The following is a 17,934-nucleotide window of genomic DNA, read 5'->3' as shown; positions in this document are numbered from 1 at the left end:
CCCAACGCGGGCGGCCCGCCGATCCGGTCGCGGATCGGCGGGCCGCCGTGGAACGCTCGTACGCTCAGTCGTCGTCGCGGATCGTGCCGGTCGCGAGCGGGTCGACCAGCCGGAGGCCGGGGATGCCGGCGACCAGCAGCGTCAGCTGCTCATCCGTCTCCCGCTTCCGGTCACCGCGAACGGTCACCGGGAACGCCAGCGAGGCCTGGCCGGCCGCCAGCACCTTGCAACCGACGTACGGCTCGTAGTCCGACCCCGCCTGCGCCGTGGTGCCGTACGTGGCGGCGCAGACCAGCACCGGCTGCGACAGCGGCCGGGACACCGAAACGGTGAAGGTGAGCTCCCGCTCGCCCTTGTCCCCCTCGACCACCGACACGTCCGCGACGCTCAGCGCGGCGCGGGACTGGAACCGCGCCACCTGCGGGTCGTGGTCACTCGACCCGCGCGACCCGTCGCCGGTGTGCTCGGCCGGCCAGTCGGCGTTGATGTGCGCCGCCCGGACCTGCACGAGGTCCCGGTGCAGGGCGTCGTTGACGAAGAGGTGGTCCAGCGTCTGCGCCTGCCCCTCGAAGCTGTACGAGTACGCCGACGACGGCACCTCGGCCGCCAGGTCCTCCCACAGGTTGTGCAGCCCGGCCGCGTAGAGCGGGGCCAGCTGGTCCGACGGGGTGGGCTGGGCGGCGGTGGCGATCGGGTCGTCCGGACGCGGGAACACGTTCAGGTCACCGCCGTACACCACGCGGGCGTCCGCGTCCGCCGCCTCGATCGCCGTCACGATCGCGGCGCCGTACGCGGCCTGCTCCCGCCGCTGCCCGACCCGGCTGTCCGGCCCAGACGAGTAGTGGTTGCTGACCGCCCACAGGGTGAACCGCTCGGTCGACCCCGGCGCCGCGGCCACGCTGAACTTGCCGACCTGCGGCGCGCGCGTGAACACATTCGTGCCATCCTGGCCAGTCGAGGTGTCCACGTCCGACGGGAGCAGGGCGTTGAGCGCCTTCGGGTTCTGCACGTCCGCGTTGGCCGGCAGCCCCGCCGCCCGGTACTGCACGGCCGGCGCCGACCCGAGCACCGGGTCGTCGGCGGCCGCCGGAGCCAGGCGCACCCGGTCCGTCCGGTAGAGGAACGCCGCCGTGATGCCGCGGGCGTCCGCGCCCGTGCGGTCGTACGCGGCGGCGTACGCCGGGCCACCTGCCGCCGCCACCGCGAGCGCCAGCTCCTGGATGGTGTCCGGCGCGCCGTCGGCGTTGTCGGTGCTGCCGCAGGCCAGCGCGCCGCCGGAGACCGAGCAGATGTCCTGGTCCTCGGCCTCCTGCACGAGGATCAGGTCCGGGGCGTGCAGGTCGGTGACGATCTGGTCGGCGAGCGAGGTGAGGTGCTCGCGGTAGTCGGCCTCGTCGGCGGGCACGTAGTCGAACGGCGGCCGGACGCCGGTACAGCCCGGGTTGCCGGTGAAGTCGCAGCCGTCGAACGGGTCGTCGCGGAAGTCGTAGAGGTTCTCCACGTTGTAGGTCGCGACGGCGAACTCCTCGGACCGGTCCGCCGGCTTCGGCGGGTTGTTCTTCGACGGGTCCGCGCCCGCCGCGAACTGGATCTGCTCCACCTGCACGCCGTACTTCTCGAACGAGTAGTAGACCCCGCCGAAGGCGTCCTGCCCCACGATGTCGAAGGTGCGGGCCGGCGGGATCAGCGCGCCGCTGTCCCCGGTGGTGGCCTTGACGCCCATGCTGCCCAGCAGCACGCGCTGGCCGTTGCCGTCGTCGAAGACGCGGGTCGGGTCGTTGTCCAGCGGGTGCGCGTCACGGAAGACCCGGCGGGCGTACGGGTCGGCGCGGTCGAGCAGCGGGTCGTCCCGGTCGATGACCCAGACCTCCGCGTCGGCGGTGGAGGCGAAGACGTCCCGCCCGCTCACCGCGCCGCTGCCCGAGCGTACGCGCAGCCGCGCGCCCTCGTGCCGCTCCCAGAAGCGGCCCGCGGCGGCCAGGTCGGCCGGCGGCGCCGCGTCGGTCACCTCGACCGCGGTGTTCACGTCCACACCGGAGGCCAGCCTGCGGACCAGCGAGGCGCTGGAGAGCTGGGTCATGTTGTAGTACTCCGACACGCGGGCGCGGAGCACCACCTCGTCGCCGACCGTCGGCACGTAGCCGCCGATCAGCGAGGTGAACGCGCCCATGAACACGAAGATCCCGTCCGAGCTGGTCGGGTCGCCGTCGGTGGCGTCACGCCGGCTCTGAAGGAAGAAGCCGTGCTGGTCCTCCCCGGCCGAGGTGCGGGCCAGGGTGAGCTGGGTGATCACGCCCCGGACGTCGTACAGCGTGCTGCTCGTACCGTTGCCGCTCGCCGGCGCGAGGGGCGACCGGTCGGCCGCGCCGGACTCGCCGTCGGACGTCGGACCCTGCACCTCACCGACCGTCAGCTCCCGCGTCACCTGCACCGGGAGGGTGCAGGTCGCGGTCGCGCCGTCGGCGTCGGTGGCCGTCAGCGTCACGGTGTACGCCCCGGCGGCCAGGTCGGCGCTCGTGCCGACGGTAGCCCGGGCGGTGCCGCCCACCGCGTCGGCCGGGGTGACGGCCGTCCGGCTGATCGAGCCGGTGGCCGGCGCCGGGCTGACCCCGGTGACCGCCAGGTCGACGATCGTGTCGTCCGGGTCGGTGGCCGTGACCTCGCGGGTCGCCGCCGTGCCGGCCGGGGTGACGAGGGCTCCGCCGCACGTCACCGTGGCGGGCGCGTCGACCGGTCCGCCGCCGTCGACGCTGTGCGCGCCGAGGCCGTCGAACGTGTCCGTCGCGTGTCCCGTCCACTGCGCGGCCGCGTCGAACGCGTCGGACGGGTCCGTGTCGCCGGCGGCCACCGACGGCAACCGTCGCAGCGTGTTGTCGGCGGTGCTGGTGAGGCCCGAGCCCCACTCGGCGCCCGGGTCGACGCCGACCTGACCGACCGAGTCCAGCACGGCGGCGCCCCGGCGCAGCACGATGGCGTCGTCGCCGTTGAACAGGCCGGCGCTGCTCGTCTGGTCGGCCTGGGCGAGGATCGCCGGCGCGGCCGAGGCCGACGCGAACACGAACACGTCGCCGGGAGCGACCGTGCCGGTCAGCGGGAAGCTGGTGGCCGAGGTGGAGCCGTTGAAGTAGAGCTGGAGCTGGTAGCCGCCGGCGGCCAGGTCGACGGGCGCTCCCGTGCCGTTGAACAGCTCGAGCGCCTTGTTGTTCGACGTGCCTTCGACGTACTCGGATATGAAGAGGTCGGTGGGCGCGGCGCTGGCCGCGCTGGGTGTGACGCCGATGGCCGAGGCGGTGACGGCGGCGGCGGTCGCGAGCGCGGCGAGGGTGCGGCGCGGGCGCATGGGGCCTCCACGATGGGCGGACGGTGAACTAACGCACGTTAAGGGTGCCTGTTGACCGTCGTCCATCCCCCGCCGGTCGGAATCGTGAACTTCCCGTCTCAACGAGCGGCGTCGAGGCGGTGGACCAGCTCGGCCACGTCGACGCTGTATTCGCACCAGTCGCGGTCGGGCTGGTAGCCCAGCTCGGCGTTGACCTTCAACATCGCCTCGTTGGCCTGGGCGTTCCAGGTCTGCACCTCGGCCAGCTCGGGCTCGGCCGAGCGCAGTTCCAACAGCATCCGCGCCTTGATCGCCCGGTCGATGCCGTAGCCGCGGTGGTCCTGCACGACGATCGTGTCGTACTGGTCGGCGCGCGTGGGGTGCTGCGCGGGCACCACCACCTCGGTCAGGCCGGCCACCTCGCCGGTCTGCTCGTGCAGCGCCAGCACGATGTACGGCTTCATGCCGCGCCGGTGCAGGCAGTTCAGGCTGTCCCGCAGGCGCTGGGCGTCGTAGGAGCTGGGGCGAAGCTCGCCGTCCTCGACGTCACGCACCTCGGCCTTCGCCCGGGCGTACGCGTCGAGCAGCTCGTCCGGCGGGCCGCCCGGGTGGAACTCCAGGTGGTAGCCGGCGCCGACGCCCGTGGCCATTTCGGCCAGGTCGGGCCAGTCCACCCCGGACAGATCGAGGACACTGCGGGTCTCCACGTATTCCCGCGTGAAGCCGAGCGACTCGTAGAAGCCCACGGCTGGCGTGTCACCGACCACCTCGACGCCGATCGAGGAGAAGCCCTCGTGGTAGACCCGCCTCGCGGCCACCCGCACGAGGTCACGCCCGACGCCGGTGCGCCGGACGGAGGGGTGCACCAGCACCTCCAGCACGCCGATGTCGCCGAGCAGCAGCACGTGCACCTGCCCGAGGATCGGGCCGGGCGTGCCGTCGGAGGCCGGGTCGGCCTGCGCGACCCAGGAGATCCGTCGCTGGCCGGGCATGACCTCGGTGAGGTATTCCCGCAGGGAACGCTCCCGCCAGAGCGGGTCCTGCGGCAGGTCCGCCGCGAGGACCGCATTGAGCGTGTCCAGCAGCGATGCGATCTCGGCGGACGACGCGGTCCGCGCGTCCCACTCGCGCACCATCACCCGTCTAGCTTGCCGCTAACGGCAGCCTGGGGGAAGTGTCCAGTTCTCCAAATGTATGCGGACGATCACTTCACGTGCGGCTGGCCTGTCCGTACTGGTTCGCGGTATCGAAGACCTTCTGGGCGTAGCGGCGCACGTCGTTGTACGACAGGATCGCGTTCCACCAGTCCGCCGGGATGCTCAGGTTGCGGCCACCCTTGCACAGGTAGTTGGCGGCGGAGAGGGCCGCGTCGTCCAGGTCGTGCGGGTCCTTCCGGCCGTCGTTGTCCGCGTCCGCCCCGATCTCCTTCCAGGTGGTCGGGATGAACTGCATGGGCCCGATGGCACGATCGAACGTCGCGTCCCGGTCGAATTCCCCCCGGTCGGTGTCGATGATGCGCATCCGGCCGTCCCGCCCGTCCAGCGGCAGGCCGATGATCTCCGGGGTGGCCCGGCCGTCCTGGCCCAGCGTGGCGCCGTTGGCCTGCCCGTGGCCCGACTCGACGAAGCCGATGGCGGCCAGGGTCGTCCAGCTCAGCGCGCAGCTGCGGTTGGTCTGGGCGAGGACGAGCTCGGCGTAGCCGTACGCCTGCATGGCCACCGGGGCGATGCCGACCTTGGGGCCGACCTGGCTGGCCCAGCCGGCGAGCGCGTCCGACGGCCGGCCGCCCAGCGGGGTGGTCACGGGCCCGGTCGGTGGCACGCCGGTGGGCGGAGCGGTGGTGGGTACGGCGACGCCGGGCAACCCGGACGGCGCCGTCGACGGCAGCATGTCCGTCGGCAGCCCGGCCGGCGGGGCGGACGGCTCCGCGGTGGCGTCGATCGCGACGGGGCGCGGCGAGCGGATCGCCGCCGGTACGACCAGCGCGCCCGCCGCAGCGGTCGCCGCGACCAGGGCGAACAGGAAGACTCCGGGCAGGGTGAGCCGGCCGCTGGGCCGGCGGGACCAGGCCCGGGTGGCCCGGGCGGCGGCGACAGCGGCCCCGCGGGGGCCGAGTCGTACGGCGTGGGCGAACGGCACCCGGTGCCGCCGGGACCGGGCCTCGGGCACGACGGCGGCACCGACCGCCGGGGCCGGCGTCGCGTCGCCACCCACCGCCCCCGTGCCGCCGCTCTTGGCGGCGTCACCGGCGGCCGGGTCGGCATCGCCTCCGGCCAGCGGATCGATCCTCGTCGCGTCCGGCGCCGGGTCGGTGTCGGTCTTCGTCGTCGCGTCGGTACCGGCGTTCGCCGCCGTGCCGCCCGCCCCGGGCGCGGGCTCCGCGTCGGCCCCTGGCGTCGCGCCGACCGCCGGCCCGGTGTCGCCGTCCTGCCTGGCCTCGCTCGTCGTGGCCGGGTCGGTCACCTCTCCGGCGTCGGGCTTCGGGCCGTCCGGTGCGTCCCCGGCCGTCGTGTCGGCGTCCGTCGTGGACCCCGCGCCGGTCGCGGCGGCGTCCCTCGTGGCGTCCGTCGCCGGCTCGGCGGGGGCGGGCTCGGCCGGCGCCTCGGATCGCAGCCAGGGGCGGCGTGGCCGGGGCAGGCGCGATGCCGGATCGGGCGCCGCGCCCGACTCGGCGAGCGGCCCGTCGAGCGGCGCGGCCGGTCGTAGGGGTCGAAGGGTCGATCTGTCCTCGCCGTCCACCACCCGTCGAGTATCACCCATCACTCCCGGCACGTCAGGCCCGGACGTACCCTGATGCCATGCCCCGGTACGAGTTCCGCTGCCGCGCCTGCGGCGACACGTTCGAGGTCAACCGCCCGATGGTCCAGGCGGGCGACCCGGCCGCCTGCCCGCAGGGCCACCTGGACACGGTGAAACTGCTCTCCACGGTCGCGGTCACCGGCCGCACCGGCGGCGGCCCGGGCGGTGGCGGCACGGCGCCCGCCGGCGGCGGCTGCTGCGGCGGCGCCTGCGGCTGCTGAGCCGGCCCGTCGCCCCCTCCGGCGGGCCTCCGTCGACCCACCGAGCGGCGGGCGGACCTTGCCCCGTGCGATGCCGAGTGGCACCTTGAGTCCGAGCCCGGCCGGCCGTTCTCACGATGTGTGACCGCTCCGCTTCGGGCAGCATGAGTCCGACGTCACGGGCGGAGGTTCGACGCATGGCGGCACGGATCCAGCTCCCGACCGGATGGGTGACCTTCGTCTTCACCGACATCGAGGGCTCGACCCGGCTGGCCCAGCTGCTCGGTCCCGGCTACCGCCCGGTGCTGCGTGAGCACCGCCGGCTGCTGCGCCGGACGCTCGCCGGTACCGGCGGCGCGGAGCTGCTGACCGAGGGCGACTCGTTCTTCCTCGCGTTCGCCGACGCGACGGCGGCGCTGACCGCCTGCCTCACCGCCCAGCGGGCACTGGCCGACCACGAGTGGCCCACGGCCGAGGCGGCGCCGCGGGTGCGCATGGGCCTGCACACCGGGTACGCCGAACCCCGCGACGGCGAGTACGCGAGCCCCGAGGTGCACCGGGCCGCCCGGGTGGCCGCCGCCGCGCACGGCGGTCAGGTGCTCTGCTCGGCGTCCACGGCCCGGCGGGCCGACCCGCTGCCGGACGGGGCGTCCCTGCTCGACCTCGGGCTGCACCGGCTGCGCGGGTTCGACGACCGGGAGCGGCTCTTCCAGCTGGTCGCGCCGGGCCTGGAGCGGCAGTTCCCGCGCCCGCGTACGGCCGACGCGGTGGCGCACAACCTGCCCACCCAGGTCACCTCGTTCGTGGGCCGGGAGGCGGAGCGGGCCGAGCTGCGCCGGCTCGTGGAGGAGCACCGGCTGGTCACCGTGCTCGGGGCGGGTGGCGCGGGGAAGACCCGGCTCGCGGTGGAGCTGGCGTCCGGGGTGGTCGAGGCGTACCCGGACGGGGTCTGGTTCGTCGACATCGCCGCGGTGACCGACCCCGGGCTGGTGGCGTTCGAGATCGCGGCCGTGCTCGGCCTGCGTCCCGAGCCGGGCCGCCCGATGGTGGACACCCTCGTGGAGTACGCGGCCGCCCGCCGGATGCTCGTCCTCCTGGACACCTGCGACGCCCAGCCCGCCGCGTCCGCCGAGGTGATCTCCCGCCTGCTCGCCGGCGGTCGCGGGGTGCGGGTGCTGGCCACCACCCGGGAGTCGTTCGGGCTGCCCGGCGAGGTGGTGTGGCGGATCCCGCCGCTCTCGGTCGATCCCGTCGTGAACGGCGGCGAGAGCGACGCGGTGGCCCTGCTGCTCGACCGGACGGCGGCGGCGCGGGGCGGCCGGCAGCCGGACCCGGCCGAGTCCGCCGACCTGCGCCGGGTGGTGCAGCGGCTGGACGGCCTTCCGCTCGCCATCGAGCTGGCGGCGGCCCGGCTGCGGGTGCTCTCGGTCGGTCAGCTCGCGGAACGCCTCGACGACGTGCTCGGCACCCTCGACGCCGGGCGGGACGACCCGGAGCCGCCGCCCGTGGACCGGGGCTGGATGGGCAACCAGCAGGACACCGTCGACCTGGTCGCCGCCGCGGCGGGAGCCTCCCCGCCGACCGCGGCCACGCGGGCGGTGCAGCGGTCCGCCACCGAGCGGCACCTCACCATGCAGGCGACCGTCACCTGGTCCTACCGGACCCTCGGGCCGCGGGCCGCCCGGCTGCTGCGTTGGCTGTCGGTGTTCGCGGGCCCCGTCGACCTGGCGACGGTGGAGTGGCTGCTCGGCGACGACCCGCTCGACCCGCTGTCGGTGCTCGTGGACAAGTCGATGGTGCTGGCCGAGCCGCACGCGTCCGGCAGCACCTACCGGATGCTCGACCCCATCCGGGCGTACGCGGCGCGGCGGCTCGCCGAGGCCGGCGAGGAGCAGGCGGCCCGGGACCGGCACGTGGCCTGGTCGGCGCACGCCCTGGACCGGGCGCACCTGGGCGCGGACGGCCGGCCCGTCACCGTCTCCCTGTACGCCCTCGACCCGCTCGCCGGTGAGTTGCGGGCGGCGTTGCGCTGGTGCACCACGGGCGGCAGTGCGGGGGCCGGCCTGCGGCTGGCCGGCGGCCTGGACCAGTGGTGGCGGGAGCGCGGCCTGGCCCGCGAGGGGCGGCTCTGGCTGTTCCGGCTCTACGGGCGTATCGCCGAGACCGGTGAGCGGATCCCGGAGGCCGAGCTGGCGGCGGCGTACCACATGCATTCGCTGCACGCCGGCGCGGACGGCGAGTTCGCCGAGGAGCTGCGCTACTCGCAGCGGGCGGAGGCGGCGGCCCGGCAGGCGGGCGACGCCGGCCTGCTGGCGCGGGTGCTGGCCGGCCGGGCCGCGCCGCTCGTCGACATGGGACAGTTCACGGAGGCCGAGCGGGTCTGCCGGGAGGTCATCGACTGGGCACACAGCGAGGACGTGCTCGGTGACGCGCTGCTCGCCGTCTACAGCCTGGCCGAGCTGCTCTGGCGGCGCGGCGCGCTCGACGAGGCCGCGGAACTGCTCGGGGCGGCCCGCCCGGTCGAGGCCGCCCGCCCGGTCGAGCGCGGCCGGCGTTCGGTCGACATGCTGCTCGGCATGGTCGCGCTGGCCCGCGGCGACGTCGTCGCGGCGCACGAACACCTGCTGGTGGCGCTGCGGTCGCGGATGAGCCACGGGTTCCACGGCCGCGCCTGCGACACCCTGAACGCCATCGCGGTGCGGTGCGCCGCCGGGGGCGACGAGGTCCTCGCCGCGCGGCTGTTCGGCGCGGCCCAGGCCACCGGCGCCAACCTGCGCTGCACGCCCGGGATCTACGACGGGTACTGGGCGGAGCAGCAGGCCGCGCTGCGCGGGCGGTTGGGCGACGTGGCGTTCGACGACGCGTACGGCGAGGGCGCCGAGCTGAGCCTGGAGGAGGCGGCCGAGGTCGCGCTGGCCGTCGAACACCCCGACCTGGCGGCCGACTCCACGCGGTTCACCGCCGCTGCGGCGCGCCCGGCGCCCCGCCAGGCCGCGCCGGAGCGCCGCCCCGCCGGCCGGACCGAACGGGCCTGACGAACCGGCGGCGACCGCCCGGGTCGTTTCCTGACGACGGCGACCGGGACGGGCCCGCGCCGACGTTTCCGGCGACGCGGACCCGCACCGAGGTCGGTGCCTAGACGCGCAGGCCAGCGCGGCGCTCGGCGTCGGCCTTCATCTTCGCGGCGCGCTCGATGTCGGCCGGGTTCACGGCGGCCACCGAGCCGAAGATGCTGACCGCCTGGTAGTAGGTCCAGGCCAGGCTGAGGCAGGCCGGCCGGACAATCGAGTTGTACGTGGCGCAGACCCGCTTCAGGTCCTCGTAGAAGGCGCTGTCCAGGCGCGACTTGTTCGCCGCGAAGATCCCCATCGCCTTGTGGTTGCGGTAGCCGAAGTCGTGCCGGTAGCAGGAGAGCTCGAAGGCGAACCCGAGGGGGTTGTCCGGGCTCGACGAGCAGTAGTCGGTGGACCAGTCGAAGGCGTACTCCGACCAGGCGGCCTTGTTGAGGCGCGCGGAGTTCCAGGCGTTGTAGCTGCTGGCGCTGGTCTGCGTCCAGGCGGACAGGACGGAGAGCTTCTGCTCGCGGCTGACGGCGGCAGCGGCGGGCGTGGCGAGGCCGAGTGCCACGAGCAGCGCGAGCGCGCCCGAGGCGAGGAGGGTGGCGAGACGTCTGGGCACTGGTACCTCCGCGGGGGTGTGCGGGTAGCGGGAAGTTACCGGTGGGTCACCGGGTGCCGATCAGTCTCGATCAATCGACGGACGCAGATCTTGCGTCGCCACGGACTATTGGTGACATGCGTCGAAACAGACGAATGCCCCGGGTGCGCGGGGCACCCGGGGCATCCGGCGTCGGCGCCGGTCAGCGCAGGACGAAGGCCGGCGGGCTCGCCGGGCTCTCGTTGGCCAGCCGGTCGAGCGCGGTCACGTAGTAGGTGTACCGGTGGCCCGGCTCGGCCGTCGTGTCCACCCAGGACTGGACGGCGCCGTCGGTGGCCCGGACGGTGTCCACCAGGTGCGCGGCGTCGGCCAGGTCGCAGGCCCCCGCCAGCGTCACCCCGTCGAAGCGGTAGATCGCGTACGAGGTGGCCGTCCCGAACGGCCCTACGCCGTCGGCGGGCTGGCGCCAGCTGAGCCGCACCCCGTCGTCGTCCCGTGCCGACCGGGTGACGACCGGCATGAGCAGCGGCTTCGACGGCAGGTGGGACATGGTCGGGATCAGCGCCGGCCGGGAGTAGTGCTCGGCGGCGTAGATGTCGGTGGCGCCGAGCCGGTTGGCCCGCACCTGCACGGCCGAGAAGTGCACGTTGCCCTGGACCTCGGGGTAGGACCGGTTGAGGGTCAGGTGGTCCGACAGCTCCCGGGGGTTCATCCAGAACGTCCCGTACGCCGGGTCGCCGCTCTTGTAGTCGGCCTGCCCGATGTAGAGCTGCACCTTCGTGCCCCGGACGGTCTCCGCCCACCACGGCACCAGCCGCGCGTAGTCGGCGGCCGGGTACTGGCCGATGTACCAGTAGAGCTGCGGGACGATGTAGTCGATCCACTCCTCCTTGACCCACTTACGGGTGTCGGCGGAGATGATGTCGTACGACTGGCTGCCGGTGGTGTCCGAGCCCCGCGGGTCCGCGGAGGCGTTCCGCCAGATGCCGAACGGGCTGACGCCGAACTTCACCCAGGGCTTCGCCGCCTTGATCTTGGCGTTCATCTCCTGGATCAGCAGGTTGATGTTGTCCCGCCGCCAGTCGGCCCGGTCGGTGAAGCCCCGGTTGTACGCCGCGAACGTGGCGTCGTCGGGCACCTGGTAGGTGCCGCTCGGGTACGGGTAGAAGTAGTCGTCGAAGTGCACGGCGTCGATGTCGTACCGCTTGACCGCGTCCATCATCGCGGTCTGCACGAACTCGCGGACCTCGGGGATGCCGGGGTTGTAGTAGAGCCGGCTGCCGGCGACCCCGGCCGGCGGGTAGGCGAACACCCAGTCCGGGTGCTGGCGCACCGGGTGGTTCGGGGCGAGCTTCGAGATGTCGGCGCCCGCGCCGCCGGGGGCCGGCATGGAGACCCGGTACGGGTTCATCCAGGCGTGGAACTCCAGGTTGCGCTTGTGCGACTCCTCGACGAGGAAGGCGAGGGGGTCCCAGCCCGGGTTCTGGCCGCGGACCCCGGTCAGGTACTCGGACCAGGGCTCGACCTGCGAGGGCCAGAACGCGTCGGCGGTCGGGCGGACCTGGACCACGACGGCGTTGTGGTTGAGCTTCTGGGCCAGGTCGAGCCAGCCCAGGTACTCGGCCTTCTGCTTGGCGACCTGGTCCGGGGCGGTCCAGGAGTCCTTGCTGGGCCAGTCGATGTTGGTGACGGACGCGATCCACAGGGCCCGGAACTGTCGCTTGGGCGTGGCCGGATCCGTGGTGCAGGTGGTGGTGGCGGTGGCGCTCGTCGCGTCGGGCGCGGCGGTCGCGGGGGTGGCGGCGACGAGCGCGCCGAGCAGCGCCGCGGCCAGCCCGGCCGCGCCGAGCCGAGTTGCCTTCATGCGGTGTGTCCCTTCGTTGGGGCTCCCGTGTTCCTGGCGTCGCGGCGTCCTCCGGCACAATTCGCCGTCAGCTATGTGCCGCTGGTAGGAAATTTTCACACCGGTCGTGTCCCGCGCAAGAGGCCTGCGTGGGATCTGCCCGTCTGTCCGATACGGCGCGCCCCGGACGCGCCGCCGCGGTTCCGTCCGACGAGTCCGTTCCGGGCTTTCCACGGTGCCCGTATTCGCGCGAAGCGTGGTGGTTGGCGGTGATGCGTACTGGGTAGCAACGCCGGTCACCGGCCGCCACGGTGGTGGTCGCACGGTGGGAGGGGTGAGCGCGGTGTCCGTGCTGCGTACGAAACCGATCCGGGACGTGCTGGCGCAGAGCGGGGAGGAGGAGACCGGCGCCGGGCCCGGCCTGAAGAGGCGGCTCGGCGCGCTCGACCTCACCGGCTTCGGGATCGGCATCGTGATCGGCACCGGCATCTTCACGCTGACCGGCATCGAGGCCCGGGACAGCGCCGGGCCGGGTGTGGTCATCTCCTTCGCCATCGGCGGCGTGGTCGCGCTGCTCGCCGCGCTCTGCTACGCCGAACTGGCGTCGAGCGTGCCGGCTGCCGGCAGCGCCTACACCTACGCGTACGCCACGATGGGCGAGATCGTCGCCTGGATCATCGGCTGGGACCTGCTGCTGGAGTTCGCACTCGGCGCGGCGGTGGTCGCCCGGGGCTGGTCCGGATACCTGGCCGAACTGTTCAACCTGCCCACCGCCTGGTTCGGCGAGGAGGGCAGCGTCGTCAACATCGGCGCGATCGCGATCGTGCTGGTCCTCGGCGCCATCGGCATCGTCGGCATCCGCGAGTCCGCCCGGGTCACCAACCTGCTGGTGCTCGTCAAGGTGGCGATCTGCGTGTTCGTGGTGGTCGCCGGGCTCTTCTTCGTGAAGGCCGCCAACCTCACCCCGTTCATCCCGCCGGCCGAACCGGCCTCCGGCGGGGACGGCGGCCTCAAGCAACCCGTCACCCAGGCGATCTTCGGTCTGGAACCGTCCGTCTTCGGGTTCGTCGGGGTGCTCAGCGCGGCCGCCGTGGTCTTCTTCGCGTACACCGGCTTCGAGGCCGTGGCCAACCTCGGCGAGGAGACCCGCAAGCCGCGCCGGGACCTGCCGCTCGGGCTGCTCGGCACGCTGCTCGTCTCGACCGTGCTCTACATCGGCGTCTCGCTGGTGGTGGTGGGCATGGTGAAGTACACCGACATCGACCGGGGCGCCCCCATCGCCTCGGCCTTCGAGTCCGTCGGCGCCGGCTGGGCCGCGACGCTCGTCTCGATCGCCGCGATCGCCGGCCTGACCAGCGTCATCCTGGTGGACCTGGTGGCCATGGGCCGGATCGGCTTCGCCATCGGGCGCGACGGGCTGATCCCCCCGTCGATCGCCAAGGTGCACCCGCGCTGGGGCACCCCGTACCGGATCTCGGCGATCATGACCATCGGGGTGGCCCTGCTGGCCGGCCTGCTGCCGCTCTCCGCGCTGGCCGACCTGGTCAGCATCGGTGCCCTGTGCGCGTTCGTGCTCGTGTCCCTCGCCGTGCCGATCCTGCGCCGGACCCGCCCCGACCTGGAGCGGCCGTTCACCGTGCCGTTCTCGCCCGTGCTGCCGGTCGTCTCCGCACTGGCCTGCTTCTACCTCATGCTCAACCTGTCGGTCGAGACCTGGCTGCGGTTCCTGGCCTGGATGCTGATCGGTGCGGTGATCTACTTCGGGTACGGCTACCGGAAGAACCGCCTGGCCCGACGCGAGGCGGATGCCGCCCCGCAGCCCCGCGAGCCCGTGGCCGGCAGCTGACGCGCCCACCCCGGACGACCGGAGGGGCCGCCCCACGCGGGGCGGCCCCTCCGGTCGTCGCTGCTCAAGGGCGGGGCTGTGCGGTGCCCGTCGGGCCCTTCACGACCGGCTTCCCGTCGGTCCAGACGACCTCGTCGAGCCAGGTCTGCCGACCCGGGTCGGTGCTGCCCTCCTGGCCCGGCGGCCAGGCGTGGTAGAGCAGCCAGGTACGCCCGTCCTTGACCACCATCGAGGCGTGCCCCGGGCCGGAGGCCGCCTCGTTCGTCCGCAGGATCGGGTTCTCCGGCGCCTTCACGCACGGCCCACTCGGCGACTCGCAGACCGCGTACCCCTCGGCGTACGCGGCCCGGTCGTACGCGTTCGCGGCGAAGAAGAGGTACAGCTTCCCGTCGTGGCGGTGGAAGAACGGCCCCTCGACGAGGGTGCCCTCCCACGGCTCGGTCTGCTTGAGCAGCTTCGTCGGCTCGCCGACCAGGCTCAACCCGTCCTCCGAGAGGCGCTGCGACCAGATCCAGGTGTCCACCCCGATGGCGTTGCCGTCGTTCTTCCACAGCAGCCAGAGGCTGCCGTCGGCGTCCCGGAACGGGCTGGCGTCGATCGCGCCGCCGAGGTCCGCCTGGCAGATCAGCGGGCCGGCCGACTCGTCCCGGTACGGCCCCTGCGGCGCGCTCGCCACCGCCCGCCCGACACACTGCCGCCCCGACTCCCGGCCCGCGACCGTGTAGTAGAGGACGAACCGGTCGGGTGCGAGCGGGATGGCCTCCGGCGCCCAGGTCTTCCCCGGGTCCGCCCAGTCGGGCAGCTCCGGGAGCGCGTCACCGGCGGGCGTCCAGTCGACGAGGTCGGGTGAGGTGTGCACCGGGACGTTGTGGCCGGCGGCGTTGGTGTGGAACAGGTACCAGGTGCCGCCGACCTGGATCGCCTGCGGGTCGGGCGCGTCGGTCCGGATGACCGGGTTGGTGAACATGCTCGCGTCGCTCTCCGTACTCGGGGAACCGGTGTGGTCGGTGTCGCCGCAGCCAGCGGCGAGCAGTGCGGCGGCGAGGACCGCCGCCGCGCCGCGTCGCCGGAGTCGCCCGGCCGTCATCCCTTCAGGCCGCTGCGGGAGACACCCTGGATGATGTGCCGCTGGGCGACCACGAAGAGGATCAGCACGGGCACGCTGGCCAGCACGGCACCCGCCATGATCACCGGGTAGTCGGTGACGTACGAGCCCTGGAGCAGGCCGAGGCCGGGCGGCAGGGTCAACTTCTCCGGGCTGAACAGCACGAAGATCGGCCACAGGAAGTCGTTCCAGTTGGTCAGGAACGACAGCACCGCGAGGGTGGCCAGTGCGGGCTTCGACAGCGGCAGCACCACCCGGTAGAAGATCTGCCACTGGTTCGCCCCGTCGAGCACCGCGGCCTCCTCCAGTTCCCGGGGCAGGGAGAGGAAGAACTGCCGCAGGAAGAACACCCCGAAGGCGCTGGCGGCGCCGGGCACCACCACCACGGTGAGGGTGTCGATCCAGTGCAGCGTGTCGACGATCAGGAAGTTCGGGATGATGAGCGAGGTCGGCGGGATGAAGAGCGTCCCGACGATCAGCGCGAAGCTCACCCCGCGGCCACGGAACCGCATCCGGGCCAGGGCGTACGCGGCCATCGAGGCGGTCACCAGCACCAGCAGCGAGTGCAGCGTCGCGGCGAGCATGCTGTTGAGGAACCAGCGCAGCACCGGGTTCGCCGAGTTGTTGAGGATCTGCTGGTACCCGTATCCGGAGAACGGGTCGGGCAACCAGGTCGGCGGGATCCTCTGCGCGCCGTCGTAGGTCTTCAGCGAGGTGATGACCATCCACACCAGCGGGGTCAGGAAGACCAGGGCGAGGATCACCAGGATGGCGTAGAGGCCGGTGCGGCTCAGGGCGGTCGCCCGGCCGCGCGTGGGCGTCGTCATGGCAGTCCCCTCAGTCTTCCCGGTAGCGGAAGAGGCGGAAGTTGGCGAGGCTCACCACGGCCAGCATCAGCGCGAACACGATGCTCATGGCGGCGGCGCGGCCCGCGTCGTTGTCCCGCAGCCCCTCCTCGACGATGAACCAGACCACGCTGCGGGTCTCCGTGCCGGGCGCGCCCTGGGTGATCAGGAACGACTGCCCGAACACGTTCGCCGAGGCGAGGATCGTCGTGGTCATGACGAACAGCAGCACCGGGCGCAACCCGGGGAGCGTGACGTGGCGGAACCGTTCCCAGGCGCTCGCGCCGTCGACCTTCGCCGCCTCGTACAGCTCCTGCGGGATGTCCTGGAGGCCGGCCAGGTAGATCACCGCGTTGAAGCCGGAGGTCCACCAGACGGTCACCCCGACCAGCGAGATCCACGCCCACGGCACGTCCGTCACCCACGGGGTGTCCGCCGGCAGGCCGACCACGCCGAGCAGCCGGTTGACCAGGCCGAGGTTCGCGTCCAGCAGGAACCGCCAGAGCAGGCCGATCACGGCGACGCCCAGCACGTACGGCGCGAAGTACACCGCCCGGAAGAACGTCCGGCCCGGGAACGAGCGGTTCAGCAGCACCGCGAGCCCCAGCGGCACCACCACGAGCAGCGGCACCGAGAGGACGGTGAAGATCGCGGTGGCCCGTACGCTCTGCCACCAGTCGCCGTAGACCGCCGAGTCGCTGGAGAACAACTCCTTGTAGTTGTCGAGCCCCACGAACGGCCGGTTGGGCAGCTGGAAGTCCCACTGGTGCAGGCTGAGCCAGACCCCGAGCAGGATCGGCAGCGCCCCGAACACCGTGAACAGAACCAGGTACGGCGCGAGGAACAGGTAGGGCGTCAGCCGCCCGCCCCGGCCCGCCGAGGAGCGCCGGCGGGCAGCGCTGGCCGCCGGGGGCGGCGCGTCACCGCGCGCCGCCCCGACCTCGATCACGTCCGCCACGGAGAATCAGCTCCCGTACTTCTTGCGGTTGTCCTCGAGCTGCTTGTTGGCCTTGGACACCCCGTCGTCGAGCGCCTGCTTGGGCGACTTCTTGCCCAGCGCGGCCTCGTTGAACGAGTTGTAGAACGTGGTGAGGACCTCGCCCAGGCCGGGGGTCGCGGGCGGGAAGGCCGCGTACTCCAGCTCGGGGGCGAGCGCGCCCACCTCGGTCAGCGCCTTGAAGTCGGCGCTGTCCCGGACGCTCTTGCGGGCCGGGACCTGGCCGCCCTTGGCCCAGTCGAGGGAGTGCTGGCTGAGCCAGTTGATGAACACCTTCGACGCGGAGACCTTGTTGGCGTTGTTGGCGCGCTGCTTCACGATGGTGAAGTTGTGCGAGTTCGCCCAGGCGGCCGGCGTGCTCCCGATCTGCGGCAGCGGCGCCACGCCCCACTGGACGTCCGGGCTCTTCTTCAGGTCGTTGATCTGCCAGATGCCGTTGAAGGTGAAGGCGTTCTTGCCGCTCTTCAGCGCCAGGTACTCGGCGTCCTGGCCGACGTTCGACGGCGAGTGCCCCTGCTTGATCATGTCGACCATCCAGGTGCACGCCTCGACCGCCTGGTCGGAGTTGAACGTGGCCTTGTTGACCTCGGCGTCGAAGAGGCTGCCGCCGAACTGGTAGACCAGCGAGTAGAAGGACATGCCGCCGGTGAACTGGAACGGGCTGATCCAGAAGCCCTGGACGCCCGACTTCTTCAGCTCGGTGAGGGCCGCCGTGAAGTCGTCCCGGGTCGTCGGGGGCTTGTTCGGGTCGAGACCGGCCTTCTCCATGACGGACTTGTTGTAGTAGAAGCCCAGCGGGTGCATGTCCAGCGGGATGCCGTACCGCTTGTTGTTGTAGATGCCGCCCTTCCACACGGTGGGGGCGAAGTCGGCCTCGGTGAGCTCCAGGGTCGTGGCCACGTCGTCCAGCTCGGTGATCACGCCGCGGGCGGCGAACGTGGCGAGCTGGTCCATGTGCATGACCGCGATGTCCGGCCCGTTGCCGCTGGAGGCCGCGCCCGGGAGCTTGTTGTAGTAGTCCTCCCACTGGTACGTGGCGACGGACACGGCGATGTTCTGGTGCTCGGAGTTGAACTGGCTCACGAGCGTCTTGAAGATCTCGCCGTCACCGCCGGTGAACCCGTTCCACAGCTTCAGGTCCACCTTCGGGCCGGTGTAGTCCTTGCCACCGTTTCCGGCCGCCGGGCCGGACGAGTCGTCGCCACCGCCACAGCCGGCGAGGGTCAGCGTGGCCGCGGCACCGAGCCCGATGCCGAGGCCGAGGAGCCGCCGCCGGCTCATTTCGTTGGGGATCATGCCGTATCTCTCCTTGGGGGACGGGTT

At 72.8% G+C, this 17,934-nt stretch carries 12 protein-coding genes; 3 read left to right on the top strand and 9 right to left on the bottom strand.

Annotation, left to right across the window (positions count from 1 at the left end):
* Positions 1–64 precede the first annotated feature (64 nt).
* From D7193_RS20050 to D7193_RS20040, 3 genes are all read right to left on the bottom strand, one after another.
* Positions 65–3,340 carry a lamin tail domain-containing protein gene (locus D7193_RS20050; RefSeq protein WP_120781028.1) on the bottom strand — a complete coding sequence of 1,092 codons (3,276 nt, stop codon included), beginning with the start codon at positions 3,338–3,340 and terminating at the stop codon, positions 65–67.
* A gap of 98 nt (positions 3,341–3,438) precedes the next feature.
* Positions 3,439–4,455, bottom strand: a complete 1,017-nt coding sequence (locus D7193_RS20045) for a GNAT family N-acetyltransferase (RefSeq protein ID WP_120781027.1) — start codon at positions 4,453–4,455, stop codon at positions 3,439–3,441.
* 73 nt (positions 4,456–4,528) lie between these two features.
* The gene (locus tag D7193_RS20040; protein ID WP_421930407.1) at positions 4,529–5,956 is read right to left on the bottom strand and encodes a lytic murein transglycosylase; all 1,428 of its coding nucleotides are present in this window, start codon (positions 5,954–5,956) and stop codon (positions 4,529–4,531) included.
* 161 nt (positions 5,957–6,117) lie between these two features.
* On the opposite strand from D7193_RS20040, the gene D7193_RS20035 reads away from it, so the two are divergent.
* Together D7193_RS20035 and D7193_RS20030 are read left to right on the top strand one after the other, a co-directional pair.
* A complete protein-coding gene (locus D7193_RS20035) occupies positions 6,118–6,339 on the top strand; it encodes an FmdB family zinc ribbon protein (protein WP_120781025.1) in 222 nt (73 codons plus the stop codon).
* 176 nt (positions 6,340–6,515) lie between these two features.
* A complete protein-coding gene (locus tag D7193_RS20030; RefSeq protein ID WP_241563211.1) occupies positions 6,516–9,353 on the top strand; it encodes an ATP-binding protein in 2,838 nt (945 codons plus the stop codon).
* A gap of 100 nt (positions 9,354–9,453) precedes the next feature.
* Here D7193_RS20030 and D7193_RS20025 read toward each other — a convergent pair whose 3' ends face one another.
* Complete coding sequence (locus tag D7193_RS20025) at positions 9,454–9,996, bottom strand: phospholipase (protein WP_120781024.1); 543 nt, start codon at positions 9,994–9,996, stop codon at positions 9,454–9,456.
* Between the two features lie 181 nt (positions 9,997–10,177).
* The gene (locus tag D7193_RS20020) at positions 10,178–11,839 is read right to left on the bottom strand and encodes a glycoside hydrolase family 10-like protein (protein WP_120781023.1); all 1,662 of its coding nucleotides are present in this window, start codon (positions 11,837–11,839) and stop codon (positions 10,178–10,180) included.
* A 313-nt stretch (positions 11,840–12,152) separates the two neighbouring features.
* On the opposite strand from D7193_RS20020, the gene D7193_RS20015 reads away from it, so the two are divergent.
* The gene (locus D7193_RS20015; RefSeq protein ID WP_241563209.1) at positions 12,153–13,664 is read left to right on the top strand and encodes an amino acid permease; all 1,512 of its coding nucleotides are present in this window, start codon (positions 12,153–12,155) and stop codon (positions 13,662–13,664) included.
* A 64-nt stretch (positions 13,665–13,728) separates the two neighbouring features.
* Here the strand turns inward: D7193_RS20015 and D7193_RS20010 are convergent, their stop codons facing one another.
* Genes D7193_RS20010 through D7193_RS19995 form a run of 4 tightly spaced genes read right to left on the bottom strand, consistent with a single transcriptional unit; the run spans position 13,729 to position 17,907 of the window.
* Positions 13,729–14,751, bottom strand: coding sequence for a glycoside hydrolase family 43 protein (locus D7193_RS20010; protein ID WP_120781022.1), 1,023 nt, complete (start codon positions 14,749–14,751; stop codon positions 13,729–13,731).
* Positions 14,748–15,596, bottom strand: coding sequence for a carbohydrate ABC transporter permease (locus tag D7193_RS20005; protein ID WP_120781021.1), 849 nt, complete (start codon positions 15,594–15,596; stop codon positions 14,748–14,750). The genes D7193_RS20010 and D7193_RS20005 overlap by 4 nt, the downstream gene beginning before the upstream one ends.
* A 10-nt stretch (positions 15,597–15,606) precedes the next feature.
* Positions 15,607–16,572, bottom strand: coding sequence for a carbohydrate ABC transporter permease (locus D7193_RS20000; protein WP_120781020.1), 966 nt, complete (start codon positions 16,570–16,572; stop codon positions 15,607–15,609).
* Positions 16,573–16,578: 6 nt separating this feature from the next.
* Positions 16,579–17,907, bottom strand: coding sequence for an ABC transporter substrate-binding protein (locus D7193_RS19995; RefSeq protein ID WP_120781019.1), 1,329 nt, complete (start codon positions 17,905–17,907; stop codon positions 16,579–16,581).
* Positions 17,908–17,934: the final 27 nt, after the last annotated feature.

It is taken from the genome of Micromonospora costi (assembly GCF_003626655.1).
GTDB classification, from domain to species: Bacteria; Actinomycetota; Actinomycetes; order Mycobacteriales; family Micromonosporaceae; genus Micromonospora; species Micromonospora costi.
Note: the sequence above shows the minus strand (reverse complement) of the source record. Positions and strands in the feature narration are given on the sequence as shown.

Bases quoted from the DNA above. Each gene is read 5' to 3' on its own strand.
- D7193_RS20050 (WP_120781028.1), bottom strand. From the start codon at position 3,340: ATGCGCCCGCGCCGCACCCTCGCCGCGCTCGCGACCGCCGCCGCCGTC.
- D7193_RS20045 (WP_120781027.1), bottom strand. From the start codon at position 4,455: ATGGTGCGCGAGTGGGACGCGCGGACCGCGTCGTCCGCCGAGATCGCA.
- D7193_RS20035 (WP_120781025.1), top strand. From the start codon at position 6,118: ATGCCCCGGTACGAGTTCCGCTGCCGCGCCTGCGGCGACACGTTCGAG.
- D7193_RS20030 (WP_241563211.1), top strand. From the start codon at position 6,516: ATGGCGGCACGGATCCAGCTCCCGACCGGATGGGTGACCTTCGTCTTC.
- D7193_RS20020 (WP_120781023.1), bottom strand. From the start codon at position 11,839: ATGAAGGCAACTCGGCTCGGCGCGGCCGGGCTGGCCGCGGCGCTGCTC.
- D7193_RS20010 (WP_120781022.1), bottom strand. From the start codon at position 14,751: ATGACGGCCGGGCGACTCCGGCGACGCGGCGCGGCGGCGGTCCTCGCC.
- D7193_RS20005 (WP_120781021.1), bottom strand. From the start codon at position 15,596: ATGACGACGCCCACGCGCGGCCGGGCGACCGCCCTGAGCCGCACCGGC.
- D7193_RS19995 (WP_120781019.1), bottom strand. From the start codon at position 17,907: ATGATCCCCAACGAAATGAGCCGGCGGCGGCTCCTCGGCCTCGGCATC.